Here is a 24,649-nt window from a genome sequence, read left to right as displayed (position 1 = left end):
GGATCCCCATGGCACATCCCCTTCCCACCCGCGAGCGGCCCGCCGGCCCGGCAGGCCCTCCACCCCGCGTCCGGCGCGTGTCACCCGCACAGCGGGCCTCAGCGATCGCCCGGCTGGTGACCGCCGCCGTCGTGGGTCTCGTGATGATGTTCCCGCTGTACTGGATGATCACGATCGCCTTCTCCCCGAGCGCCGACGTCGTGAGCCGTGAGCTGCAGCTCTGGCCGTCCGCATGGACCCTCGACAATTTCCGGACCATCTTCGGCACCTTCCCCGCGGCCACCTGGTTCGGCAATTCGGTGGTGGTCACCGCGATCATCACGGTGCTCACCGTCTCGGTGAACCTGCTCGCGGGCTACGCCTTCGCGAAGCTCGACTTCAGGGGCAAGGGCTTCGTCTTCCTGCTGGTCCTCAGCACCATGATGGTGCCCGTCCAGGTGCTGATGGTGGCGCAGTTCCGCCTCGTGACCGAGCTCGGGATCTACGGCACGTTCTGGGCCGTCATCTTCCCGTCGGCGGCGTCCGCCTTCGGGATCTTCCTCGCCCGACAGTTCATCATCGCCATCCCGGACGAACTCCTGGAAGCGGCCAGGATGGACGGCGCGGGGACGGTGCGCATCTTCCTGCAGATCATCCTGCCCCTCTGCAAGCCGCTCATCGCCGTGCTGGTGCTGCTCACGGTGATGTACCAGTGGAACGACTTCGCGTGGCCGCTGATCGCGCTGAAGGACGCCCAGCTGTTCACGCTGCCCATCGGGCTGCTGTACCTGCAGGGTCAGTACGGCGCCGACTACGGGGCCATCATGGCGCTCGCGCTGCTCTCCATCACACCGATCGTCATCATGTTCCTCGCGTTCCAGAAGTACTTCGTGCAGGGCCTCGCGCGGAGCGGCATCCGCTAGCCGTCGAGGGGGAACCTCACCAGCGCCGGAACCCGCCCTCCGTGCTCAGCACCTGGCCCACCATCCAGCGCCCCTCGTCGCTCAGCAGCCAGGCGATGAGCCGCGCGGGGTCGTCGGGTTCTCCGAAGCGCCCCGACGGGAAGTGCGCGAGGACGTCCTGCAGGGTCTCGAGCGGCCGGTCCGCCGTGTCGTCGTCGAGATAGCCGGTGTTGACCGGGCCCGGGTTGACGGTGTTCAGCAGGATGCGCCGGTCCGCGAGGTGGTCGGCGACGGAGGCCGTGAGTCCCGCGAGCGCCGCCTTGGACGCCGCGTAGGCGATCTCCCCCGTCATGGGGCCGGCCACCTGCCCGGACGTCATCCAGATGACGCGCCCGCCCTCCCGGCCGTCGTGCTGGTCGGCGAAGTGCTGCGTCGCGAGGATGGTGGAGCGCGTGTTGACCTGCCAGTGCGCGTCGAGGTCCTCCCAGGAGATCTCGTCGAGCCGTCCGTCGCCCCCGCTCCTGGCGTGGTTGCAGACCAGCCCGTCGAGGTGGCCGAGCGCCGAGCGGGCCGCTTTGATGAGCAGCTCGCCGCCGTCGTGTCGCGCGAGGTCGATACTCGCGTGGGCGAGGTCCGCGCCGTCCCGCAGCCGGCCGCGCAGGGAGGTGACGACGTCGTCGATGCTGTCGGCACCCCAGGGCTGCTCGGCGTCGTGCGGTGCGTAGTGGTGCAGGAAGAGGCTCGCGCCCATACCGGCGAGGCGCGAGGCGACGGCGTAGCCGATGCCCTTGCGCCGGCTGACACCGGTGACCACGAACGTGCGCCCTGCCAGCGAGGTGGAGTCCATGGCCTCCACCCTAGGCGCGGTGCTTGGCTAGGCTGGGACCGCCACCTCCCGTTCCGTCCCCAGGAGTTTCATGCGCCGCCTGCTGTCCCGTCTTCTGCTGCCGGCCGCGTGGAGCGGTGCGGCGGTGCTCGTCCTCACGGGCTGTACAGGGCCGGTGATGGGGCTGCTCGAGAAGGAGCAGACGGAGCAGGACATCCTGACCATCCGGACGGACCTCGACGGCATCGACCTCGACAGCACGCGCTTCCTGGCAGAGCGCGACGGCGTGGAGTACTTCGCGGCGACGCCCCTGGACGGGACGGGCACCGAGGGCACCGTGTGCCTCCTCGTCGAGGAGGGCATCGGGGTGGGCCTCGAATGCACGCCCCTCGAACCCGGGACGGCGGGCCCCACCATCCGCGACAGCAGGGCCACCGTGGTCCTGCTGCCGGACGCCTTCGACCGGGATGCCCTCACGAACGAGGGCTTCGAGCTGCTGCACCCGAATCTCGCCCTGCGCCCGGCGGACGCCGGCGCCTAGCATGGGAGGAACAGTCCGACCTGAGGAGGAGCCATGGCCATTGCAGAGGATGACGGCGGGGAGCTGATCGTCGGGGACGTGACGCGGACCGGGGGCCGTGCCCTCGCCGTCGGACTGTCCCACACCGAGGACGCGCAGGACCGGCCGATGATCAGGATCGGCTGGGTGGAACAGGACCAGCACCTCGAGATCACGGTCGACGAGGCGCGGGTGCTCCGGGACGAGCTCTCGCGCATCATCGACGACGCGGGAGCCTAGGCCGAGACCTGCGTCTGCCCGACCGTGACGCGGTGGTCCTGCTCGCACTGGAACACGGCGATCGTCCCGGCGGGGACGGGGCCTTCGGCCGGCCACTGGTCCTCGTCGAGCTCGGTCAGGGCGGACCCGCAGCTGGGGCATCGGGCTTCCATCGCATACGTCCTCTCCTCGCAGGGGCGGGCAACGCCGCCCCACCCAGTACACCTCTACCCAGTACACACCGACCGGCGGCCCGCGACCAGCCCGCGCCGGAGTCCTACCGCCGGCGTACCGACCGGCGCAGCGCGACGACGACGAGCCCGGCGGCGGCACCGAGCACCGCGGTCCCCCACGGGAACGGTGGCCGTCCCGCGATGGCACGCGTGGAGGAGTCCTCGCCGGACCGCATGATGGGCAGCAGCTCGACGGCGTGCGAGGCCGCGGCCAGCGCCGAACCGGCCCGGTGGAGTGCCGGCGCCGCGGACTCCGGAGCGTCGAGGAGCGCGCGGTCAACGGCGTCCCGGCAGCGGTCGAGGACCGACAGCGGCAGGGCGGCGACGACGTTGCCCGGCGGGCGGCGGGCGACCACGGGGTGGGCGCGGGTGGGGGCGATCCGCCGCACGAGTTCCCAGAGCATGCCGAGCACCTGCAGTTCCCGCCGGCTGACCCGGGCCTGGAGTCGCGGGAACAGGGCATCCTCCTCGTCGCGGACGTCGTCGTCGAGGACCTCCGTGAGGCGGCCGAGCACGTCCGCCCGCTCGGGAGAACCGTCCTCGAGCCCTTCGAGCTTCGTGACGAGTTCGTTGACCTCCTGGTGCTCGCGCTCCACCTCGAGGGTGAGCTCCTCGCCGTCCGGCAGGACCCGCCGCATCACGGGCCACAGCACCGACTCCTCGGCGAAGGCATGGGGGAAGACCAGCCGGTAGATGCCGATCAGCACGGCAGCCTGGTCCTCGCCGGTCGTCCCCTCCAGCCGCTCCATCAGCGTGGAGAGCCGGACATGGTCCCGTTTCTGCCGGACGAGGACGCTGAGCGGCCCACCGAGCTGATCGGTGGTCTGGTCTGCAACCGAGGTGTACACGGAGGACTCCTGGAACTCGCGGGTGGGCGTCGGGACGCCGCGGGACACCCTCCATCTCTACCGGGGGCAGGGGTCTCCCGGTGCGCGGACTGCTGCTGGTGCGTGCCGGGACCGGTGCCTATAATCGGGCGTGCTCACAGCCGGGGTGGATCTCGCAGCAGAATCGAAGGGCACGGCCCTCGCGGTGCTCGACTGGTCACGGTCTCGTGTGACGGCCGAGGTGCGGACGGCAGTGCCCGACGCCGACATCGCGGCCGTCGCTCCTGCCGTCGCCCGCCTGGGCATCGACTGCGCGTTCGGGTGGCCCGACGACTTCGTCTCCTTCCTCGCCCGGCATGCCTCCGGCGGGCGCATGGACACCGGGGCCGACCAGGGCATGGCATGGCGGCGCCGCCTGTCCTACCGGGCCACGGACCGCGCCACCCGGGAGCTCACGGGTCGGTGGCCGCTGAGCGTCGCGACCGACCGGCTCGGCCTCACCGCGATGCACTGCGCCGTCCTGCTCGAGGCGATCGGCGACGCGCTGGGGACGCCGGTGGACCGCTCCGGGGGCGGAACCGCCGTCGAGGTCTATCCCGGCGCCGCGCTGCGCGTCTGGGGCTTCGACACGCGCGGGTACAAGAACGACGCCGGCGTGCGGGGTGGGCTCCTGGCGCAGCTCCTGGCGCGCGTGCCCTGGCTGGACCTCACGCCGCCGGGCCGGCAGCTCATGACGGACTCCGACGACGCGTTCGACGCCGTCGTCGCGGCCCTCGCGGCGCGTGCCCACGCCCTGGGCCTCACGCACCCCGTCCCGACGGACTACCGCGACCAGGCGCGCCGGGAGGGCTGGATCGCGCTGCCCGTGGGACGGTTGGAGGACCTCGCTCCCGGGTGACGCCCGCAGGCCGGACGGAAGGACGCAGCACCATGGACCTCGTGGACCAGGCCTCGGCCCTCTACGCGCTGCCGCTCGACCGGTTCACGGAGGCGCGCAACGCCGCCGCGAAGCAGGCCTCGCAGGCGGGCGACAAGGAGCTCGCCGCTGCCCTGCGCAGACTCCCCAAGCCCGCCTCGGCCGCCTGGCTCGTCAACCTGCTCGTCACCCGCCGCAGGGACGAGGTGGAGCAGGTCCTGGACCTCGGAGCCTCGCTGAAGGAGGCGCAGGCCGGCCTCGACCGGGCGCAGCTCCAGGCGCTCGGCCAGCAGCGCCAGCGGCTGCTCGCCGCCGTCGCCCGCCAGTCGCTCGAGGCGGCCGCGGAGGCCGGCGTCGACATCGGGGCCGCCGCCCTGCCCGGCGTCGAACAGACGCTGCGTGCCGCCCTCGCGGACCCGGCGGCAGCAGCGGCGGTGCTGACCGGACGGCTCGTCCGCACGCTGGAGGCGTCGGGCTGGGATCCGGTGGACCTCAACGGCGCCGTGGGCGGTCCGTTCACCGCGCCGGGGCAGGGCGGCGACGGCGGGGATGCCGAGGACGATGCGGCCCCGGGGCACGGACGGAGCCCGAAGCAACCGGGAGCCCGCGAGCGCAGGGAGGCCGAGGCACGTCTCGCAGCGGCACGCGACGCACTCGCGGAAGCCGAGGATGCCGCTGCCGATCTGCGGCGACGGGCGCAGCGCCTGGCGGTGCGGCGCGACGGGGTGGCCGCGTCGATCGAGGATCTCGAGGAGCGGCTGGAGGCGCTGCGCAGGGAGCACACCGACATCGCGTCGGAGGCGGCCGATCTGGACCGGGCGGCCCGGAAGGCGGACGACGCCGTCGCCGGGGCGCAGGAGGAGGTGGACCACGCCGCAGCGGACCGCGCAACCCTCGGAGACTGAACCGGCCCGGGCACGCGCGGCGTAGACTGCGGAGCGCTATGTCGGCCGGGTCGAAGGACACGAGATGAAAGAGCAGCAGGAACTGGGCAGTGTCGGCGACGAACTGTTCGCGCTGCTGACCGAAACGGCCGATATCCAGGCCTTCCTCGACGAGTTCGCCGGTATCGCCGCGCGCCGGCTGTCGATGACGGGCGACGTCTCCTGCGCGATCACGCTGGTGCGACGGCGGAAAGCCGGCACGCTGGCGGCGAGCGACGGGATCGCACGGAGAGCCGACGAGTTCCAGAACCGTTTCCAGGAGGGGCCGTGCCTCGAAGCGGCCGCGACGGGGATGACGGTGTACTGCTCCGATACGGCACGTGACCCGCGCTGGCCCACCTACCTCGGCCGGCTCGACACCGGGCACGTCCGGTCGATCCTCGGGGTCACCATCGACCTCGGGGACGAGGGGCAGGCGGCGTTGAACGTCTATGCGGCGCAGCCCCATGCCTTCGGCAGCGCGGCTGTCGAGGCCGCCGAGGCACTCGCCGGGTCCGCGTCCGCCTCCCTGCGGTTCGCGGTACGGGCGGCATACCTGGACGACCGGCAGAAGGACCTCGAGACGGCCCTGGCCTCACGCCGGGTCATCAACACCGCCGTCGGCATCATCATGTTCCAGAACACCTGCTCGCAGGCCGACGCCCTCGCGATCCTGCAGCGGGCCTCCAGCAGCCGCAACGCGAAGCTGCGGGTCATCGCCGAGGGCGTCGTGGCCTCGGCCGCCCGGCGGCCCTGACCCGAGCGGGGGCCCGGTTCAGTCGAAGTGCGTGCTGACCGGGGCCTCGACGGTGCTCGCGAGGACATTCGACGCAAGATCCCGGAGCCGCATGTTCCGCGAACTCGAGGCCGCGCGCAGGAGCCCGATCGCCTCGTCCTGCGTACATCCCCTGCGTGCCATGATCACGCCCGCCGCCAGGTCGATGGTCGTGCGGGACTCCATGGCAGCGGCCAGCTGTTCGGTCTTGTCGGTGAGGCCTGCGAGCCGGACCGTGAGTCCCAGCGGTGTGGCCGCCGAGGCCGTGAACTGCTCCGCGCGGTGGACCGTCTCCTCGGGGAAGGCACGGGGTTCACGCGCGTAGTAGGTGAGGACGGCCGTCGTCGGGCCGTCCAGCGGGACCGGCACCCCGAGCGCGGAGCGGATGCCCCGCTGCAGGGCGGCGGTGCCGTAGAGCGGGAAGTCGGCGCTCCGCAGGAAGTCCGCCACCTCCACCGTCTCCCCGGCGGCCGCCTGCACGGCGGGGCCGTCGCCGAACCGGTACTGGATGGCGGTGAGGGTGTGTGCCGCCGGGCAGGTGCCCGTGATCGCGGCCTTCGCGCGCTGCCGGAGGACGGTGACGCCGACCATGACCTGCCCGGGGTCCTCGGCGAGCGCCCCGGAGGCGACCTCGACGAGCCGTTGGAGGAAGTCGTCCAGCCCGGTACAGGTCATCACCAGATCCTGCAGGAGGTGCTGCGTGTGCTCCGGGGAGTGCAGAGCGGGCCTTTCGTTCATCGCAGATCCCTTCGGGCAAGACGCCGACGTGACAACTGCACCCATGGTACAAACCATGCTCCGGTCCGGCCATGGTGCGCACCCTGGAGGCCCGATGAGGAGATTTGCCCGGCGCGGGCCCGGGGGCTATCTTGGAACCGGTCCAGTAGTGGGCTGGATCTACCGTCGGTTCCGACCGGCACAGGATTTCTGAAGGCACTCCATGAACTCCGAACCCACTCTCAACGAACTCGCCGCGGCTTTCGGCCGTATCCGCGGGTTGCTCCTCACCGAGGAGACCGTCCAGCACGCCGTGGACCTCCTCGCCGAAGCGGCACGGGACCTCATCCCCGGCGCCACCGGCGCGGGCGTCTCCCTCATCCACCACGGTCGACGGACCAGCAGCGGCGCGACCGACGCATCGGTCCTGCGGGCCGACGAACTGCAGTACGAACTCTCCGAGGGGCCCTGCCTCGACGCGTGGGCCACGAGCAGCCCCGCACGGGTCGACGACACCACCACCCCCGGCCAGCGCTGGCCCCGATGGGCTGCGGCGGCCGCCGGGATGTCGGTGCGCTCCTGCCAGAGCGTGCCGCTGGTCCAGGGACAGGCCGCCATCGGCGCCATGAAGGTCTACTCCACGGAGGCGCATGCCTTCGACGAGGCGACCGAGCACGCGCTGACGCGCTTCGCAGCCTCCGCCGCCGCCCTGCTCGGCCATGTACAGACCACGGAGACGCCCCTGCGCATCCGGGCCGAACTGGCCGGCGCCCTGCAGACGCGGGACCGGATCGGCATGGCCAAGGGCATCCTGATGGCGCAGCGCGGCATCGACGAACGCGCCGCCCTGCGGGAACTCGTCGCCCGTGCGCAGGAGGGCAGGCGCACCGTGGCGGACGTCGCTCTGGAACTGACCGGCGGCGTGGACTCCTCCGCGTCCTAGGCACCCGGACACCCGGCCCGCCTCGCGGCGGGCCGGGTGGCGTCAGCGCAGACCGGCTGCGGGGCCCACCAGCCTGACGATGTTGCCGAGGAGCGCTGCGTTGAACTCGACGCCGAGCTGGTTGGGGATCGTCACCAGCAGCGTGTCGGCGGCCTGCACCGCCGCGTCGGCCGCGAGCTGTTCGGCGATGACATCGGGCGGCCCGATGTAGCTGCGCCCGAAGCGGGACCGTGCGCCGTCGAGGATGCCCACCTGGTCCGTCGACTCCCGCTGGGCACGGACGCCGAAGTAGTACTCGTCCGCCTCGCTGACGATGGGCAGGATGCTGCGGCTCACGGAGACCCGCCCCGTCCCCTCGTGGCCCGCCTGCGCCCAGGCCTTCCGGAAGACGTCGATCTGCTCCGCCTGCAGTTCGTCGAACGGCACGCCCGTGTCCTCGGTCAGCAGCGTGGAGCTCATCAGGTTCATGCCCTGCTCCCCCGCCCACCGCGCCGTCGCCCTGGTGCCCGAGCCCCACCAAATGCGCTCGGAGAGTCCGGGTGAGAGCGGGTCGATGGGCAGCTTCCCCGTGCTGCCCGTCATGCGCGGGTTGGCGTCGGCGATGCCGTGCCCGGCGATCGCCGCACGGAACAGGGCCGTCTTGTCACGTGCGAGATCGGCGTCGGTGGAGCCGTCCCCGGGCACGTAGCCGAAGCTGCGGAAGCCGTCGAGGGCGGTCTCGGGCGAGCCGCGGCTGATCCCGAGCTGCAGCCGCCTGTTGCTGATGAGGTCGGTGACCGCGGCTTCCTCGGCCATGTACAGCGGGTTCTCGTACCGCATGTCGATCACGCCGGTGCCCAGCTCGATCGTCGTCGTCCGTGCGGCCATGGCCGCCAGCAGCGGGAAGGGCGCCGAGTACTGCGGGGCGAAGTGGTGCACGCGCATGTAGGCACCGTCGACGCCGAGCTCCTCCGCGGCCACGGCGAGTTCCACGGCCTGGACGAGGGCCTCGCGGGCCGTGGGGACGAGCGAGCCGCGCACGTCCTGGTAGTGGCCGAAGGACAGGAATCCGATCTTCTTCATGCCCCCTGTAGCGCTGGGGAGCGTGTCCCCATTCCCGGGACCGGCGTCGCGCTACGGCAGCGGGTCGGGCCGCACCCCTGCGGGCGCGAGCCCGCGCACCAGCACGACGGCGGTGACCGCGCCTGCCGCCATGATCGACGCGAGGACCACGATCTGGAAGCGGCCCGCCTCGAGCGGGGAGATCCCGCCGAAGATCGCGCCCACGAAGGCACCGGGCAGTGTGACCAGCCCGGTGGTCCTCGTCTGATCGGTGGACGGGATGAGTGCCGAGTGGACGGTGGTCCGTGCCATGTCGAGGGTCGCCCGGCGGCGCGTCGCCCCGAGCGCGAGCCAGCCCTCCACCTCGTCCCATCGCTCCAGGGTGGCCTCGTGGAGGCGGCGCCCGGCGAGCGTCGCGATGGACATGGTGTTGCCGATGACGATCCCGCCGAGGGCCAGCAGGTAGCGCGGTTCGGCCTCGATCGCACCCGTGAGGAATACGACGGCGAGGGTCACGACGACGCCCGATCCCATCCCCAGCGTTATCAGCAGGACATGGCGCCGGGTGGAGCCGATGCGGCGGGTCGCCGTCGCCGCAGCCACCGTGAACATCACCAGCAGCGCACAGGCCACCCACAGGGCACTGGTGATCACCCCGCCGAGGATCAGGCTGATGAGCCCCAGCTGCACCGCACCGCGCAGCACGGCCAGCGCGGGAGCCCAGTGGTGGGGCGAGCGGGACCAGGCGAGGACTCCCACGGTGACGGCCATGAGCAGCACGACGGCACCCGCTGTCGGGACGAGGGCTGAGGAGGCTTCCCCGAGGGCGGTCATCCCGCCAGACTATCGAGCGTCCGGGGCGTCCCCGGTTCCGCCCCACGGACCGGTGGGGCGTGCAACACTGCGGTCATGACCATCCCCATCAAGGCCTATGCCCATGTCCGCCTCACCGTGACGGACATCGCTGCGTCCCGTGCGTTCTACGACGCCGTCTTCGGGTTGCCCGTCGCGTTCGAGGTGCCCGAGGGTGCCGACGAGGAGACGCGCGAGCAGCTCGGCTTCCTGTACGGCGGGGTGATCTACCGGCTCGGGGCCACGCTGCTCGGCCTGCGGCCGGTAGCGGACGACGTCTTCAGCGAGAACAGGGTGGGCCTCGACCATCTCGCGTTCACGGTCGAAGGCCGCGACGTGCTCGACGACGCCGTGGGGCAGCTCGAGGAACGCGGCATCCGGCACTCCGGGATCAAGGACATCGGTGCGGGCTACATCCTGGAGTTCCGTGACCCGGACAACATCGCACTCGAGCTGTTCGCGCCGAAGGCCTAGGACCGACGCTTGCACTCGGACGTTCCCTCCCACGTCACTATTAGCTATTGTGTTCTACATCACAGATAGTACAATAGAATACATGTTCGACAACGGCGGACGCACTCAGGACGGACACCCCTCCGGCTCCTACACGCCGGCCGTGGATCTGTCGGTGTTGCGCGGGTGGACCGCGAGCCTCGCATCCCCGAGGAGTCCCTCGACGCCGCGGCCCGCTGGTACCCCGTCGAGAGATGCCATAGCCCCGAGGAGTCTCTCGGCGCAGCGTCCCGCTGGTACCCGGGCCAGCAATGCCGCCCCCGATGCCGACGGCGCCTGCGCCTCCTGCGGCAGGCCGACCGCCGCTGACCTTCGAGGCTCGGTCCCGGATGCCCTCCCTGATGCGATCCCGACTACCCTCCCCGAGGCGATCCCCGAGGGGTACGAGGAGGCGCTCATCTCGCACCTGAGGGCGCTCGAGGACCTGAAGAGTGCGATTGCGGCCGACCAGGCCCGCGCGGCCCTGGCGCTGGACACCGCCCGGCGACGAGCGGAGGCAGCCGCCGGCGTGCCGGCCGATCAGCGCGGGCGGGGCGTGGGCACCGAGGTCGCGCTGGCACGGCGCGAGTCCCCGCACCAGGGCTCCCGGCTGCTGGGCCTCGCCCGGATCCTGGTGACCGACATGCCCCGCACCCTCAGGGCCCTGCAGACCGGTGTCCTGACCGAGTGGCGCGCCACGCTGATCGTCCGCGAGACCGTCTGCCTCAGCACCGCGAACAGGCACGCTGTGGATACGGAGCTGGCGGCCGACACCGGCGCACTCGACGGCGTCGGCACCCGGAGCCTGACGAACAGGACCCGCAGCATCGCCTACCGGCTCGAGCCCGAGGCCGCCGTGGCCCGAGCCCGCAGGGCCGTCGGTGAGCGCTACGTCAGTTGCAGGCCCGCCCCGGACACCATGGCCTACCTGACCGCCCTGCTTCCTGCCGCCGAAGCCATCAGCGCGTACTCCGCCCTGTCCCGCCACGCCGACGCCGAGATCGGCGAGGGCGGCAGCCACGGGCGCAGCCGCGGCCAGGTGATGGCCGACGCCCTCGTGGAGCGTCTCACCGGCTCGCCCGCAGGAACCGTGCGGACGGAGGTCCAGCTGATCATGACCGACCGCACCCTGCTCCAGGGCGACAGCGAGCCGGCCCATCTCCCCGGCTACGGCACCGTCCCGGCGCAGGTGGCCCGGGATCTCGTCCGGGACGGTGCGCAGGAGCACAGGAAGGGCAGGGAGGGCAGCGGCATCACAGCCGATGGAGCCGACCGTCCCGGCACACACGACGACGCAGCCCTTCCGGTGTGGCTGCGCCGGTTGTACACCGCACCGGAGACGGGCCGGCTGGTGGCGATGGACTCCCGTGCCCGGCTGTTCCCGCCAGGACTCCGGCGCCTGATCGCCACGAGGGACGCCACCTGCCGCACGCCGTACTGTGACGCGCCGATCCGGCATGCCGACCACATCGTCCCGTGGCGCGTCACCGGGACCACGGACGCCGAGGGCGGGCAGGGCCTGTGCGAGAGCTGCAACTACGTCAAGGAAGCGCCCGGCTGGTCAGCCCGGCCCCTGCCCGGTCCACAGCACGCGATCGAGTACCGCACCCCCACCGGGCACACCTACGTCTCCACCGCGCCTCCATTGCCCGGATCGCCTCCGCCCCTGCGGACGCGGACGTTCACCCACTCGGTGGTCGACTTCATCGTGCACCCCGTCGCCGCCTAGGGACCGGGCAGAGCAGCGACCCGGCAGTCGTGCCTTCGCACGGCTGCCGGGTCGCGGACCCTTCCATCGCGGACAATCGCCGCGGACGATCACTGCGTCAGAGCTTGACCGCCAGGACGTTGCAGGGTGCCGACAGCAGGATGGTCTGCGCCGTCGACCCCATGATGAGCTTGCCCACCGGCGTGCGATGCCGCAGCCCGATCACGATCAGCTCCGCGGACAGCTCCTCCGCCGTGTCGACGACCTCCTCCGCGGCGGTCGCCTCCGAGATGCTGTGACGGATGGAGTAGGGCACGCCGGTGGCACTGAGCATGCCCTCCAGCTTCAAGACGTCCTCGGAGTCGGCGTAGGCCGGGTTCACGAGACGGTCGGCCCGCGTGGTGTTGATGACCACCAGCTCGGCCCCTCGGCGTCGTGCCTCCTCCACCGCCTCGGCGACGGCGGCCTCCCCCAGGGCGTTGGGCACGTAGCCCACCACGATCGCGCTCATCGGTCGGTGTCCTTCCGGTCGGGGGTGCCCGAGGTCGTCGGTGCAGCTGTGGTCGTCGGTGCAGTCGTGGTCGTCTGTGCAGTCGTGGTGGCCGCCGGAGCAGTGGCCACCGCCGTCGCGTCCGTCGGAGCACCTTCGGACGGCGCCACGGAACCGCGGACGACGTCCGACGCGTCGGCATTCGCGGCGACCATCGCCTCGAACTGGCGCTGACGGCGCTTGAGCAGGAACGAGAGGGCGAAGATGACGATCAGGACCACGTAGATGGTCGCAGCGACCGGCGACTGGATGAGGGCCACCGGATCACCCTGCGAGATCGCGAGCGACCGGCGCAGCTGGCTCTCGAAGATCGGGCCGAGGATCAGGCCCACCACCATCGGCGCGATCGGATAGCCGAAGCGCCGCATGAAGAACCCGAGGATGCCGACCACCAGGAGGATGATCACGTCGATCGGCGTGAAGTTCACCGAGAACGCGCCGAGCACGGCGAACACCAGGATGCCCGCGTACAGGTAGGGCCGCGGGATCTGGAGGATCTTGACCCAGATGCCCACCAGCGGGAGATTCAGCACGAGCAGCATCAGGTTGCCCACGTAGAGGCTCGCGATGAGCGCCCACACGAGGGCGCTGTTGGACTCGAAGAGCTGCGGGCCCACGGGAATCTGGTACCGCTGGAACGCTACGAGCATCATGGCGGCCGTGGCCGTCGTGGGGATGCCGAGCGTCAGCAGGGGCACCAGCACGCCGGCGGCGGCCGCGTTGTTCGCGGCCTCCGGACCGGCGACACCCTCGATGGCGCCCTTGCCGAACTGCTTCTTGTTCTCGCCCTTGGCCAGCTTGCGCTCGGAGGCGTAGGACAGGAAGGTCGCGACGTCGGCGCCGCCGGCCGGGATGGTACCCACCGGGAAGCCGATGAACGTCCCGCGGAGCCACGGCTTCCAGGACCGGCGGAGATCGTCCTTGCGGAGCCAGCTCGTCCAGCCGCCCGTCACGGGGATCACCTTGATGGGTCCGTGCCGCAGCCGCGAGGCCACGTAGAGCGCCTCACCGACGGCGAAGAGCGCCACCGCCACGAGGACGACGTCGATCCCGTCGGCCAGGAACGGGCTGCCGAAGGTGTACCGCTGCTGGGCGGTCAGGGCGTCGAAGCCCACGAGGGCGATGAACAGGCCGAGGCCGAGGGACGCGAGTCCGCGCAGCACCGACGAGCCGAGGAGTGCACCGACCGTCAGGAAGGCCACCACCATGAGCGCCACGTACTCGACGGGGCCGATCTGCACGGCGAAGGCGGCGACGTACGGGGCCAGGAAGCTCAGCAGGACGGTCGCGATGGTGCCGGCGACGAACGAGCCGACCGCCGCGGTCGCGAGCGCTGCCGCTCCCCGGCCGGCCTTGGCCATCTTGTTGCCCTCGAGCGCCGTGACGATCGAGGACGATTCGCCGGGCGTGTTGAGCAGGATCGACGTCGTGGACCCGCCGTACATGCCGCCGTAGTAGATGCCGGCGAACACGATGATCGCCGCCGTCGGCTCCAGGCTGTACGTGATGGGCATGAGCAGGGCGACCGTCATGGCCGGGCCGATACCCGGCAGCACGCCGACGGCGGTGCCGACGAGCACCCCGCCGAGCGCGAAGAGGAGGTACATGGGCTGCATCGCCGTGGCGAAGCCCTCCATCAGCAGGAAGAAGCTATCCACCGAAGACACCCAGCCCTTCCAGGAAGCCGGGAGGCAGCGAGACGCCGAGGAGGCCGCCGAACACGAACTGCAGCACCAGGGCGAGGACGATCGCGGTCACGAGGTTCCGCCACCAGGGGCGGGCCCCCAGGGACCAGGCGGCACCGAAGAAGAGGATCGCCGCGGCGAGGGGCCACCCGAGCGGGACGATGAGGAACGCGTGCAGCAGGACGAACCCGGCGAGCTTCCCGACGGTCAGCCAGTCGGTCTTCGCGTCGAGGTCCACGTCCTCGCCCTCGTCCGCGGAGCCGCGGTGGCCGCGGAGCACCTGGATCACCAGGCCCGCGCCGACGGCGACGAGCAGTGCGGAGACGGCGAAGGGGAAGGCGCGCGGTCCGATGTCGCTGGCCGAGGTGGGGGTCTGGATCCCCGCACCGGCCACGAACCCGACGACGCCGATGCTGACGATCAGGAGCGCGAAGACCAGCTCACCGATCGGCTTGCCGGGAGCGGCGGTCGTGCCGCTCCCGGGGTTGCTCTGGATGGAGGTACTCATGGGCTACAGCAGTCCGATGTCGGTGAGGGTCGTCTTGACGCTCGTGATGTCCTCGTCGAGGAAGGTCTGGAACTCCTCGCCGGACAGGAATGCGTCCGACCAGTTGTTCTCCTCGAGCGTGGCCTTCCAGGTGTCGGTCGCGTGCAGGTCGGTCACGAGCTGCGTGAGCTTCTCGGCCTGGGCCTCGTCGATGTTCCCGGGAGCGACGACGCCGCGCCAGTTGGTGAGCACGAGGTCCACGCCCTCCTCGGTGAGGGTCGGGGTGTCGGGCAGCTGCGGGGCGGCCTCCTCACCGGACACCGCGAGCGCCCGGAGCTTGCCGGCCTCGACCTGCTCCGCGTACTCGCCGACGCCGGAGATGCCGGCGTTGACCTTGTTGCCGAGCAGTGCCGCGAGCGACTCGCCGCCACCGGAGTAGGGGATGTAGTTGAGGCTGTCCGGGGAGATGCCGGCCTCCTTCAGCACCGAGCCGGCGAGGATGTGGTCGGCGCCGCCCGCCGAGCCGCCCGTGATGGAGACGCCCTTGCCCTTGGCCTCGATGTCGTCGAGGAGGTCCTGGACGGTCTGGTACGGCGAGTCCGCGGGAACCACGATCACGAGGGGTTCCTCGGTGAGCCGGGCGATCGGGGTGGTGTCCTCGATACGGGTGGCGGCCTTGTTGGTCTCCACGGCCCCGACCATGACGTAGCCCATGACCATCAGCGTGTTGGGGTCGGTCTCGGTGGCGAGCTGGGCGAGACCGTTGGTGCCGCCGGCGCCGCCGACGTTGACCACGGAGGCGTTGCCCACGAGGTCGTTCTCCTTGAGGTCCGTCTCCATGGCCCGGCCGGTCTGGTCCCAGCCTCCACCCGGATCGGCGGGGACCACGATGTTGAGTTTCTCGATGGTGCCCTCCGCATCCCCGGCGGTGGTGCTCTCCGTCATCGAGCCACAGGCCGAGAGGGCGAGCGCGGAGACGAGGGCGAGGGAGGTGAGGGCCGAGCGGCGCGTCGTCGTGCGTTCGATCATCATGGTGTTCTCTTCCTTGAGATGTGATGTGGGTCACCACTGCTGGTCTCAGGCTAGGAACGCGGCTCACCGGCGGTAAAGCATGCGGTCGTAGTGCTCGTATTGGTCTTTGTGGTCCCACGGGCGGGGCGGGGTCCGACGGCGACCCGGTGTGACGTGCCCAGGCGTGTCACACTATGGAGATGATCAGGTCGATGTCGCTTCGATCACAGCTGTTCTTCCTGCAGCTGGCCATCGTGCTCGTGATCGTCGCCGTCGCCGGATCCACCGCCGTCGCCATGCAGCGCCAGCAGATCCGGGAGCAGTACCAGGACCGCATGGTGGGCGTCGCCCAGTCGGTGGCCCAGCTGCCCTCGGTCATCGACGCTTTCGGTGAGGCGAATCCCAGCGCGACCATCCAGCCCATCGCCGACCTCATCCGCCAGTCCACGGGCGTCACCTACGTGGTCGTCACGGACGGGGACGGCATCCGCTACTCCCACCCCAATCCTGCGCTCATCGGCGAGGTCGTCTCCACCGATCCGTCGGTGCCTCTCTCCGGCGCGACCTTCGTGGGCACGCAGACCGGCACCCTCGGCAAGTCCTGGCGGGTGAAGGTCCCCATCTTCGACAGCGACGGCACCATCATCGGCACGGCGTCGGTCGGCACGCTGGAGTCCGAGCTCGACGCCGATCTCTACGAGGACCTCCCCCGCCTGCTGGCATGGCTCATCGTGGCCGCACTCGTCGGGTCGGCGGGAGCGATCTGGATCTCCCGGCTCGTCTGGCGGCGGATCTACCGCCTGGAACCGGAGCAGATCGCGTCCCTCCTGGAGACGCGCGACGCCATGATCCACGGCATCAGCGAGGGCGTGGTCGCCGTCGACGAGCACCACCGGATTGCGCTGCTCAACGACGAGGCGAAGAGGCTGCTGGAGCTCGACGACACCGCGACGGGCCGGCCGGCGGCCGATGTCATGGAACCGGCCCTCGCCCGGGTGCTCACCGATCCCGCCGACACGGACGAGACCGTCCTGTCCGGCGAGCGCGTGCTCCTCGCCCGTACCTCGGACGCCCTCGTGGACGGCAAGCGCGTGGGCCGCGTCATGATCCTCCGCGACCGCACCGAGCTGTACCAGCTGCTCACGGATCTCGATGGCGAGCGCGACGCCACCCAGGCGCTGCGCGCCCAGGCCCACGAGTTCGCGAACCGCATGCACACCATCTCCGGGTTGCTCGAGCTCGGCCGCACGGCGCAGGCCGTCGACTTCATCTCCCGCTCCGGGCACGGCGGATCCCTCGTGTCGGGGAGCATCGCGCCCGGTATCCAGGATCCGGACGCCGCGAGCCTGCTCATGACCAAGAGCACCATCGCAGCGGAGAAAGGCATCACCCTGACCATCGACGACACCTCGGTACTCGAACCCGACGGCACCACCGACGTCGTCACCGTGCTCGGCATCCTCATCGACAACGCGATGGAGGCCGTGACCGGCAGCGGACGAGCCGACGGGCTCATCACGGTGCACCTCGCCGACGACGACCACACCCGCATCACCGTGGCCGACAACGGTCCCGGCGTCGCCCCTGAGGACGTGGACGGCATCTTCTCCTCCGGCTATTCCACCAAGGACGGCGGCTCCACCGGGACGCGCGGTTTCGGCCTCGCGCTCGTGGACCGGATCGCCCGCCGCCGGTCGGGACACGTGGTCGTCGACGAATCCGATCGCGGCGGGGCCGAGTTCACGGTCTGGCTCGCGCCGTCGCTCGTCGACGCCCCTCGACCCCACCTGCAGGTGCCATGACCGCCGCGCCTGCCCCGATCCCCACCCTGGTGGTCGACGACGACCACGAGGTGGCCGGGATCCATACCGGGTTCCTGCTCGCGCACGGTGCGTTCGACGTCGTCGGCGCCGCGCACACCGGCGCGCGGGCGCTGGAGCTGGCCGAGACCCTGCGGCCGCGCCTCGTGCTGCTGGACATCCACCTGCCCGACATGACGGGCATCGACGTGCTGCGCGCGCTGCGGAACCGGCCCGGCGACCCGCTCGACGTCATCGCCATCACCGCCGCCCGGGAGCTCGACACGGTCCGCGCGGCCGTCGCCGGCGGGGTGCTGCACTACCTCGTGAAGCCGTTCAGCGCCGCGGTGCTGAACCAGCGGCTGGATTCCTACGTGGCGTACCGCCGCGACCTCGACCGCCACGCGGCGGACGGCTCGGCGGCCCTCGACCAGGGCCGGATCGACCAGCTCCTGCGGGCGACGACGGGACCCCGCGGGGGCGGCGCGCCGTCGGCCACCGCCACGATCACCACACCCAAGGGCCTGTCCGCGCCGACGCTCGACGCCGTCATGCTCGACCTGCGCAGCCAGGGCCGCGGGACGTCGGCGTCCGACGTCGCCGAACGCCTTGGCATGGCGCGCGTGAGCGCCCGTCGGTACCTGGAGTTCCTCGTGGCGCGGGGGCAGGCCCGAATCGTCCCGCAGTACGGATCGGCGGGGCGCCCCGAGAAGTTCTACGTCTGGACGGACGGCGCCCCCCGGACGTGATCGGGGGCAGGAGGAATAACTGCCGCTCAGGAAGGTTGTGCTGCACATGAGCGAGAACAGGACGAACCGGACGGATGCCCGGCGCAGCACCATCGGCTTCATCGGCAGCGGCCACATCGGCTCGCAGCTCGCACGCCTCGCGGTCGCGCGGGGCTACCAGGTCGTCATGAGCAACTCCCGGGGCCCGGACAGCCTCTCCGACCTCGTCGGCGAACTCGGCGACGCGGCGCGCGCCGGGACCTCACAGGAGGCGGCGGAGGGCGACGTCGTCGTCGTCACCATCCCGCTGAAGGCCCTCGACACCGTGCCGGTGGAACCCCTCGTGGGCAAGCTGGTGATCGACACCTGCAACTACTACGAGTACCGGGACGGCCGGATCGCCGAGCTGGACGACGAGAGCACGACGACGAGCGAGCTCGTGCAGCGGCACCTGCCGGGCTCGTCCGTGGTCAAGGTCTTCAACAACATCTCCGCCTCCCAGCTGACCACCGACGGCACACCCGCCGGCACGCCGAACCGCCGGGCGCTGCCCGTCGCGGGCGACGACTCGGACGCGAAGCAGGCCGTCGTGGAGCTCCTCGACGAGTTCGGCTTCGACGCCGTGGACGTGGGTCCCCTCGCCGAGGGCTGGCGCTACCAGCGCGACACCCCCGCGTACGGGACGGTGCACGACGCCGCAGGGATGCGCGAGGCGCTCGCGCAGGCCAGGCGCTACGCCGACCTGTAGCGCCGTCAGTTCCTGCCGCGCCAGACCCGCCGCCAGAATGACGCCCTCGGAGGCTCGGGCGGGGCCTCCGCCTCGGCCGCCCGGCGGGCCGCTTCCCTGCGCTCGCGCCAGCGCTCCACCTCGGCGTCGACGTCGCGGAGCTTGGTGATGACGGGCGGCCCGCCGAGGAGTTGGCGCCGTGCATCGATCACGCGGTAGTTGAAGTCCTCGAGGACGTCGCGGACCTGCTGCTCCGTGTACTGGCGGTCGAGGCGGCCGTCCAGTTCGGCGTCCTCCGTGCGCAGCAGGATGGCCGCAGGGCCGAGCCCGGTGATGTTCTCGCGCTGGATGAGGCCCTTGACCCACCAGTCGGGGTCGTGCGCCTCGCCCAGTCCGGGGATGGGCTTGCCGGCGAGGGCCAGGTTGTCGAAGTCGCCGCGGGCCACGGCTCGGTCCACGATCAGCCGGGCCCGCTTGACCTCGTCCTCGCCCTCCCGCAGCGGGGCCAGCTCGCCGTCGGCGGCGTCCCCCTCGTTCTGCCGTTCCAGTTCGGTCAGCGCATCGCCGGCGTCCCCGGCGCCGCGGGCAGCCCGGTACTGGGCCGCCCTGCGCAGCCTCTCCTCGTTCTCCCGAGATCCGCTGATGCCGCTACCCCTCCGCCTGGTACTGCCGGTCCTCCCAGTATCCCGAGGTCCCGGGCGGCCCCGCAACCGGTTCTCCCGGCACCGGCCGGCCCCGACGGCCGGCCGGGCCGGACGCTAGACCAGCCAGGCCGTCGTGCCGCCCGGCAGCCTGCCGTCCTCGAGCGGCGAGCTGCTCAGCAGCACCGTCCCCTCGGGCAGGTCCACCGGCGCGGAGCCGAAGTTGGTGATGCTGTGCCAGCCGTTCGGACGCGTGAAGTGCAGGACGTCGTCGGAGGGCTCGTCGACCCACGCGAAGTCCTCCTCGCCCTGCAGTTCACGCCGCAGCGCGAGCGCCCGGCGGTAGAAGCTGAGGTGGGAGGACGGGTCCTCCTCCTGCACCTCGACGGCGTACTCGCCGAACCATGCGGGCTGCGGCAGGTGCGCGCCGCCGAAGCCGAAGCCGAAGGAGCTGCCGTCGCGCGTCCACGGCAGCGGCACCCGGCAGCCGTCCCGGCCCACGTCGACGCCCTTGTTGCGGAAGAACGTGGGGTCCTGGCGGTCCTCGTCGGCGATGTCCGCGACCTCGTGCAGGCCCAGTTCCTCGCCCTGGTACAGGTAGGCGGAGCCGGGCAGGGCGAGCATGAGCTGCGAGACGGCGCGCGCGCGGCGTTCGCCGAGCCCGCGGTCCAGCTGCGGCTCCGTGCCGCCGCTCATGAGCCACGCCGCGCCGTCCTGGCCGTCCTCGCTCCCGGGGCCGGCGGGCGGCAGGCCGTAGCGCGTGGCATGCCGGACGACGTCGTGGTTGGAGAAGACCCACGTGGACGACGCGCCGGAGGACGTGGCCTCGACGAGGTTCTTCGTGATGATCTCGCGGAACTGGCGGGGGTTCCAGTCGGCCTTGAGGAGGTCGAAGTTGAACGCCTGGCCGAGCCCTTCGGGGCTGGCGTAGCGGGCACGGCGGTCGGCGTGCACCCACGCCTCGGCCACCGCGGTGCGCGGCGGCGTGTACTCGTTGAACACGGTGCGCCACTCGGCGAACACCTCGTGCACCTCGTCGCGGTCCCAGAAGGGGTGCTTCCCGCGGTTGTTGCCGCCCTCGGGGCCGAGCTCCGCCTTGGACGGCAGCGGCTCGCTCATGTCCTTCGTCAGGGCATGGGCCACGTCCACGCGGAACCCGTCCACGCCGCGGTCGGACCAGAAGCGCAGGGTCTTCAGGAAGTCGTCGCGGACCTCCCGGTTGTCCCAGTTCAGGTCCGGCTGCTCGCGGGCGAAGATGTGCATGTACCACTGGCCGTCCTCCGTGCGCTCCCAGGCCGGGCCGCCGAACACGGAGTCCCAGTCCGAGGGCGGCTCTGCGCCGTCGGGGCCGAGCCCGTCACGGAAGATGTACCGCTCGCGGGCCGCCGATCCCCGGGGGGAGGCCAGCGCCTCCCGGAACCATGCGTGGCGGTCGGAGGTGTGGTTGGGCACGATGTCCGCGACGAGCTTGATGCCGGCCGCGTGCAGCGCGGCGATCATGGCGTCGAAGTCATCGAGCGTGCCGAGCTTCGGGTCCACGTCGCGGTAGTCGTCGACGTCGTACCCGCCGTCGGCGAGAGCCGACGGGTAGAACGGGCTCAGCCAGACGGCGTCCACGCCGAGCGACGCGAGGTACGGGATCCGGGAGGTGATGCCCTTCAGGTCGCCGATGCCGTCACCGTTGGAGTCGGCGAAGCTGCGCGGGTAGATCTGGTACACGGCCGCCTGCCGCCACCAGTGCGGGTCCTGCATGCGCTCGGCGAGAGCATCGGCGGAGAGTTCCGCGGTGGCGTCGACGGCGGGTTCGACGTCGGGATTGACGGTGGAAGTCACGGGGGCGGGCCTTTCGAGGGTGGTTCGGAGGACGGTCGGGGAAGGGGTGCTACTTGGACGATCCGCGCATGACGCCCGAGATCACCCAGCGCTGTGCGAACAGGTACACCACCAACAACGGTGCCATCGCCATGAGGTACGACGCGAATGCCACCGGGTAGTTGGTATTGAATTGCCCCTGGAAGATGAACTGTGCCAGCGGCAGTGTCTGGGCCGAGGGATCCGAGAGGACCACCAGCGGCAGCATGAAGTCGTTCCACGCCCAGAGGCAGGTGAGGATGCCGACGGTCGCGTTCATCGGGCCGAGCAGCGGGAAGATGATCCGCCAGAAGACGGTCCAGGTGGTGGCGCCGTCGGTCAGCGCGGCCTCCTCGAGCTCCAGCGGGATGGACCGGATGAAGGCCACGTACACGAAGATGTTGAACGAGAGCCCGTACACCGTGTACAGCAGGATCAGGCCGAGCTGGTTGTCGAGCCCGAGGATGGCGGTCTGCTTCACGACGGGCAGCATGATGATGGGGAACGGCACGAACAGGGCCGCGATGAAGTAGAAGTACAGCCCCTTGAAGAACCGGCGGTGCATGTTCCGTGCGATCGCGTAGGCGACCATCGAGTTGGTGACGAGGGTCAGCAGGACGGTGCCCACGGTGACCAGGCCGGTGTTGAGCAGGGCCCGCGGGAAGCTCGTGAGCGTCCACGCCTCGGCGAAGTTCTCCCAGCGGGCCGACGTCGGCAGCCCGAAGCCGGTCCCGCCCAGCTGGTCCGGTGTCTTCAGCGCCGTCACCACCGTGAGGTAGAGCGGGATCAGCACCGTCAGCGCGCAGACGGCGACGAGCGCCGTCAGCCACCAGTTCACGCGGCGGCGGTCGGGACGGAAGGGGCGGTCGGCGTCGGCGACGGGCCGGTCCGCGACGACGCGGCGCTCGGCGGAGTGCGATGTAGCGGTCATCAGAACGAGGCCTCCCTGCGCTGCAGGACGCGCAGCTGGATGAATGAGATGGCGATGATCACGAAGAGGTAGATGACGGCGTTCGCCGTCTGGTAGCCGTACTCCCCGCCCTGGAAGCCGCCGCGGTAGATGAGCAGCGAGATCGACTCCGTCGACGTGCCGGGACCGCCGGCCGTCAGTGAGACGATCTGGTCGAACACCTGCAGGAAGTTCTTGAGGCTGAGCACCATATTGATGGTGAAGAAGGCGCCGATCATCGGGAACGTGATGGACGTGAACTGCTTCCACGGCGAGGCGCCGTCCAGGGCCGCCGCCTCGTAGAGCTCCGTCGGGATGGTCTGCAGCCCGGCGAGGTAGATGATGATGTTGAAGGCGGCCGCCTGCCACACGGACAGGATGACGACGCCGATCCACGCCGTGTCGGCGCTCGCCAGGATGCTGGTGGTCAGCGACGTGATGCCCAGGGCGTCGGCGATCGCCGGCACCGAGTTGGAGAACAGGTAGTTGAACACGTACCCGACGATCAGGATCGACAGGATGTTCGGGATGAAGAAGATCCCCCGGAACCCCGTCTTGAAGCGGATGCGTCCGTTCAGGGCGATCGCGATGGACAGGGCGATGATGTTCACCGCCACGGTGGACACGATCGCGAAGAGGAACGTGAAACCGTACGCCCCGTAGATGCGGTCGTCGCCGAAGAGGTTCACGTAGTTCCGCAGGCCCACGAAGGACCACTCGCCGTACCCGGCGTAGTTGGTCAGGCTGAAGAACATGCCGGTCAGCAGCGGCACCGTGTGGAAGACGGCGAACAGGGCGAGGGCCGGGAGCACCATCAGGTAGAAGACGCGCGGTGCGCGCCGTTCCGGACGCATCCTCGTCCGGGGCCCGCTCACGTGGGTGCTCATGTCAGTCCTTCTCGTTCGGGATGGTGCGCGCGGCGATCTTGCTCCACTCGCGGTCCATGGTGGCCAGGAAGTCCTCGGTGCGTCCGCCGAGTACCAGGGCCTGCAGGTACTGCGGCAGAGGCAGGCTCGCGGGCAGCTGGTGGTCGATGAAGCCGATGATCCGGTTGTCCTCGAAGTACGGCGCGAGGCCGGCGAGGGCCGGGTCCGTGGTGTCCGCGCCCGTCGCCAGCGGCGAGAACGCGCTCTGCTCCTGGGCGTAGCGCTCCACGACGTCGGGGGACATCAGGAACTCCACGAACCTCCTCGCCTCCTCGGGGTGCTCGGTGTCGCGCCCGATCGAAACTCCGACGTCGACGCCGGACACGACGACGGTCTTCTCGGGCGAGTTGGTGGCCGGGTAGGGGAAGGAGCCGATGTTCACGTCGGGATTCACGGCGCGGATCGCCGGGATGGCGTAGCTGCCCTGCAGGTACATCGCCGACTCCCCCGAGGCGAAGGCCGCGTTGCCCGCGTTGTAGTCACGGCCCGCGGCGCCGTCCTGGCCGTATCCGTACAGCGTGGTGAGCTTCTCCATCGCCTCCGGGTAGTCCTTCGAGAAGGACACCTCGCCCGAGGCGACGTCCGGGCCCTCGGCGCGCAGGCGGTCGAAGAAGTCCTCGGGCTGCAGCGCTCCCCCGAGGTTCACGAACGCCGGGCCCATGGTCCAGGCGTCCTTGATGGTGGTGTAGAAGGGCGTCACGCCGGCTGCCTCGAAGGTCTCGGCCGCGGCGATCAGCTCGTCCCACGTGGTGGGCACCTCGACGCCGTACTGCGCGAAGATGTCCCTGTTGTAGAGGATGCCGCTCGCGTTGCTCGAGAACGGGACGGCGTTCACCTCGCCGTCGGCGCAGGAGCCGAGGTCCTCGACGATCCCGCTGACGGCGGGCCGGACCTGCTCCACGACGGGGAGGTCGGAGAGGTCCGCGAAGACGCAGGCCTGGGCGAGCTCGCCGTAGCGCCCGTTGGTGTTGAGCGTCAGGACGTCGGGCGTCTTGTCCTTCACCAGGAGGGTGCGGATGGCGGTGTCGGCGTCCGGCACGTGGTTCTGCACCACCCTGATGCCCGGGTTCTCTGCCTCGAACTCGTCGATGATGGCGCTGAAGTTCGCCACGGCCTCGGGCTTGAACTGGAAGAAATCGAGGGTGACGACGTCCTCGGAGGCACTGCATCCCGAGAGGACCAGGGCCAGCGACGCACCTCCTGCCACGCATCGGAGGGCCCGCCTCGCGGGTCCGGGGGGAAGCTTCACAACAGGCTCTCCTTCGTGCAGTGTGATGGCGTGCCGCCGGCGCCGGTCTCCGACGAGGGCAGGGTTTATTTTTACGACAGAATTAACAGCGGTGTCAACCGTCACATCTTTGAGGGAAATTTCACGCCGAGAGC

General features: G+C 70.7%; 27 protein-coding genes. 12 read left to right on the top strand and 15 right to left on the bottom strand.

Annotation, left to right across the window (positions count from 1 at the left end):
• The first annotated feature begins 8 nt into the window (after positions 1–8).
• Positions 9–902 carry a carbohydrate ABC transporter permease gene (locus V6S67_RS04120; RefSeq protein WP_334209039.1) on the top strand — a complete coding sequence of 298 codons (894 nt, stop codon included), beginning with the start codon at positions 9–11 and terminating at the stop codon, positions 900–902.
• Positions 903–918: 16 nt separating this feature from the next.
• Here the strand turns inward: V6S67_RS04120 and V6S67_RS04115 are convergent, their stop codons facing one another.
• The gene (locus tag V6S67_RS04115; protein WP_334209038.1) at positions 919–1,728 is read right to left on the bottom strand and encodes an SDR family oxidoreductase; all 810 of its coding nucleotides are present in this window, start codon (positions 1,726–1,728) and stop codon (positions 919–921) included.
• A gap of 70 nt (positions 1,729–1,798) precedes the next feature.
• Between V6S67_RS04115 and V6S67_RS04110 the strand changes: the two genes are divergently transcribed.
• Both V6S67_RS04110 and V6S67_RS04105 read left to right on the top strand, forming a co-directional pair.
• Positions 1,799–2,248 carry a hypothetical protein gene (locus V6S67_RS04110; protein WP_334209037.1) on the top strand — a complete coding sequence of 150 codons (450 nt, stop codon included), beginning with the start codon at positions 1,799–1,801 and terminating at the stop codon, positions 2,246–2,248.
• A 33-nt stretch (positions 2,249–2,281) separates the two neighbouring features.
• Entirely contained in the window at positions 2,282–2,506 is a 225-nt protein-coding gene (locus tag V6S67_RS04105) for a hypothetical protein (protein WP_334209036.1), read from the top strand.
• Here V6S67_RS04105 and V6S67_RS04100 read toward each other — a convergent pair.
• Both V6S67_RS04100 and V6S67_RS04095 read right to left on the bottom strand, forming a co-directional pair.
• The gene (locus tag V6S67_RS04100; RefSeq protein WP_334209035.1) at positions 2,503–2,658 is read right to left on the bottom strand and encodes a hypothetical protein; all 156 of its coding nucleotides are present in this window, start codon (positions 2,656–2,658) and stop codon (positions 2,503–2,505) included. The two genes, V6S67_RS04105 and V6S67_RS04100, sit on opposite strands and share 4 nt — an antisense overlap.
• A 104-nt stretch (positions 2,659–2,762) precedes the next feature.
• The gene (locus V6S67_RS04095) at positions 2,763–3,614 is read right to left on the bottom strand and encodes a hemerythrin domain-containing protein (RefSeq protein ID WP_334209034.1); all 852 of its coding nucleotides are present in this window, start codon (positions 3,612–3,614) and stop codon (positions 2,763–2,765) included.
• A gap of 82 nt (positions 3,615–3,696) precedes the next feature.
• Here V6S67_RS04095 and V6S67_RS04090 point away from each other — a divergent pair, with 82 nt between their 5' ends.
• The 3 genes from V6S67_RS04090 to V6S67_RS04080 all read left to right on the top strand — a co-directional run bounded on the left by V6S67_RS04090 (position 3,697) and on the right by V6S67_RS04080 (position 6,141).
• A complete protein-coding gene (locus tag V6S67_RS04090) occupies positions 3,697–4,443 on the top strand; it encodes a DUF429 domain-containing protein (RefSeq protein ID WP_334209033.1) in 747 nt (248 codons plus the stop codon).
• Between the two features lie 32 nt (positions 4,444–4,475).
• Complete coding sequence (locus V6S67_RS04085; RefSeq protein WP_334209032.1) at positions 4,476–5,366, top strand: hypothetical protein; 891 nt, start codon at positions 4,476–4,478, stop codon at positions 5,364–5,366.
• Positions 5,367–5,430: 64 nt separating this feature from the next.
• Positions 5,431–6,141 (top strand): GAF and ANTAR domain-containing protein, encoded by a 711-nt coding sequence (locus V6S67_RS04080; RefSeq protein ID WP_334209031.1) that lies wholly within the window; start codon positions 5,431–5,433, stop codon positions 6,139–6,141.
• 18 nt (positions 6,142–6,159) lie between these two features.
• On the opposite strand, the gene V6S67_RS04075 is transcribed toward V6S67_RS04080, so the two are convergent.
• Complete coding sequence (locus V6S67_RS04075; RefSeq protein ID WP_334209030.1) at positions 6,160–6,897, bottom strand: GAF and ANTAR domain-containing protein; 738 nt, start codon at positions 6,895–6,897, stop codon at positions 6,160–6,162.
• Between the two features lie 202 nt (positions 6,898–7,099).
• Here V6S67_RS04075 and V6S67_RS04070 point away from each other — a divergent pair, with 202 nt between their 5' ends.
• The gene (locus V6S67_RS04070) at positions 7,100–7,819 is read left to right on the top strand and encodes a GAF and ANTAR domain-containing protein (protein WP_334209029.1); all 720 of its coding nucleotides are present in this window, start codon (positions 7,100–7,102) and stop codon (positions 7,817–7,819) included.
• 42 nt (positions 7,820–7,861) lie between these two features.
• Here the strand turns inward: V6S67_RS04070 and V6S67_RS04065 are convergent, their stop codons facing one another.
• Complete coding sequence (locus V6S67_RS04065) at positions 7,862–8,881, bottom strand: LLM class flavin-dependent oxidoreductase (RefSeq protein WP_334209028.1); 1,020 nt, start codon at positions 8,879–8,881, stop codon at positions 7,862–7,864.
• 51 nt (positions 8,882–8,932) lie between these two features.
• The gene (locus V6S67_RS04060; RefSeq protein WP_334209027.1) at positions 8,933–9,694 is read right to left on the bottom strand and encodes an ABC transporter permease; all 762 of its coding nucleotides are present in this window, start codon (positions 9,692–9,694) and stop codon (positions 8,933–8,935) included.
• Positions 9,695–9,769: 75 nt separating this feature from the next.
• On the opposite strand from V6S67_RS04060, the gene V6S67_RS04055 reads away from it, so the two are divergent.
• Positions 9,770–10,186: a VOC family protein gene (locus tag V6S67_RS04055; RefSeq protein ID WP_334209026.1), complete on the top strand. Its 417-nt coding sequence runs from the start codon at positions 9,770–9,772 to the stop codon at positions 10,184–10,186.
• 82 nt (positions 10,187–10,268) lie between these two features.
• A complete protein-coding gene (locus tag V6S67_RS04050) occupies positions 10,269–11,933 on the top strand; it encodes an HNH endonuclease (RefSeq protein ID WP_334209025.1) in 1,665 nt (554 codons plus the stop codon).
• A 97-nt stretch (positions 11,934–12,030) separates the two neighbouring features.
• Here V6S67_RS04050 and V6S67_RS04045 read toward each other — a convergent pair whose 3' ends face one another.
• The 4 genes from V6S67_RS04045 to V6S67_RS04030 are packed head-to-tail and all read right to left on the bottom strand — an operon-like array spanning position 12,031 to position 15,666.
• Positions 12,031–12,423 carry a universal stress protein gene (locus V6S67_RS04045; RefSeq protein WP_334209024.1) on the bottom strand — a complete coding sequence of 131 codons (393 nt, stop codon included), beginning with the start codon at positions 12,421–12,423 and terminating at the stop codon, positions 12,031–12,033.
• Positions 12,420–14,120 carry a tripartite tricarboxylate transporter permease gene (locus V6S67_RS04040; protein WP_334209023.1) on the bottom strand — a complete coding sequence of 567 codons (1,701 nt, stop codon included), beginning with the start codon at positions 14,118–14,120 and terminating at the stop codon, positions 12,420–12,422. Before V6S67_RS04040 ends, V6S67_RS04045 begins: the two co-directional genes overlap by 4 nt.
• Positions 14,113–14,655 carry a tripartite tricarboxylate transporter TctB family protein gene (locus tag V6S67_RS04035; protein WP_334209022.1) on the bottom strand — a complete coding sequence of 181 codons (543 nt, stop codon included), beginning with the start codon at positions 14,653–14,655 and terminating at the stop codon, positions 14,113–14,115. The genes V6S67_RS04040 and V6S67_RS04035 overlap by 8 nt, the downstream gene beginning before the upstream one ends.
• A 3-nt stretch (positions 14,656–14,658) precedes the next feature.
• On the bottom strand, positions 14,659–15,666 hold the full coding sequence (locus V6S67_RS04030) for a Bug family tripartite tricarboxylate transporter substrate binding protein (protein ID WP_334209021.1): 1,008 nt from the start codon (positions 15,664–15,666) through the stop codon (positions 14,659–14,661).
• Between the two features lie 191 nt (positions 15,667–15,857).
• Between V6S67_RS04030 and V6S67_RS04025 the strand changes: the two genes are divergently transcribed.
• Genes V6S67_RS04025 through V6S67_RS04015 form a run of 3 tightly spaced genes read left to right on the top strand, consistent with a single transcriptional unit; the run spans position 15,858 to position 18,920 of the window.
• Positions 15,858–17,447, top strand: a complete 1,590-nt coding sequence (locus tag V6S67_RS04025) for a sensor histidine kinase (RefSeq protein WP_334209020.1) — start codon at positions 15,858–15,860, stop codon at positions 17,445–17,447.
• Entirely contained in the window at positions 17,444–18,193 is a 750-nt protein-coding gene (locus V6S67_RS04020) for a response regulator (RefSeq protein WP_334209019.1), read from the top strand. Before V6S67_RS04025 ends, V6S67_RS04020 begins: the two co-directional genes overlap by 4 nt.
• A gap of 46 nt (positions 18,194–18,239) precedes the next feature.
• Positions 18,240–18,920, top strand: a complete 681-nt coding sequence (locus tag V6S67_RS04015) for an NADPH-dependent F420 reductase (protein ID WP_334209018.1) — start codon at positions 18,240–18,242, stop codon at positions 18,918–18,920.
• A 5-nt stretch (positions 18,921–18,925) separates the two neighbouring features.
• Here V6S67_RS04015 and V6S67_RS04010 read toward each other — a convergent pair whose 3' ends face one another.
• The 5 genes from V6S67_RS04010 to V6S67_RS03990 all read right to left on the bottom strand — a co-directional run bounded on the left by V6S67_RS04010 (position 18,926) and on the right by V6S67_RS03990 (position 24,515).
• Positions 18,926–19,543, bottom strand: a complete 618-nt coding sequence (locus tag V6S67_RS04010) for a DnaJ family domain-containing protein (RefSeq protein WP_442884846.1) — start codon at positions 19,541–19,543, stop codon at positions 18,926–18,928.
• A gap of 114 nt (positions 19,544–19,657) precedes the next feature.
• Positions 19,658–21,292: a glycoside hydrolase family 13 protein gene (locus V6S67_RS04005; RefSeq protein WP_334211511.1), complete on the bottom strand. Its 1,635-nt coding sequence runs from the start codon at positions 21,290–21,292 to the stop codon at positions 19,658–19,660.
• Positions 21,293–21,422: 130 nt separating this feature from the next.
• Positions 21,423–22,322: a carbohydrate ABC transporter permease gene (locus V6S67_RS04000; protein WP_334209017.1), complete on the bottom strand. Its 900-nt coding sequence runs from the start codon at positions 22,320–22,322 to the stop codon at positions 21,423–21,425.
• On the bottom strand, positions 22,322–23,227 hold the full coding sequence (locus V6S67_RS03995) for a carbohydrate ABC transporter permease (RefSeq protein WP_334209016.1): 906 nt from the start codon (positions 23,225–23,227) through the stop codon (positions 22,322–22,324). The genes V6S67_RS04000 and V6S67_RS03995 overlap by 1 nt, the downstream gene beginning before the upstream one ends.
• Position 23,228: 1 nt before the next feature.
• The gene (locus tag V6S67_RS03990) at positions 23,229–24,515 is read right to left on the bottom strand and encodes an ABC transporter substrate-binding protein (RefSeq protein ID WP_334209015.1); all 1,287 of its coding nucleotides are present in this window, start codon (positions 24,513–24,515) and stop codon (positions 23,229–23,231) included.
• Positions 24,516–24,649 lie beyond the last annotated feature (134 nt).

This window comes from Arthrobacter sp. Soc17.1.1.1 (genome assembly GCF_036867195.1).
In the GTDB taxonomy this organism is placed as follows: domain Bacteria; phylum Actinomycetota; class Actinomycetes; order Actinomycetales; family Micrococcaceae; genus Arthrobacter_D.
This window is presented reverse-complemented; position numbering and strand designations above follow the sequence as displayed.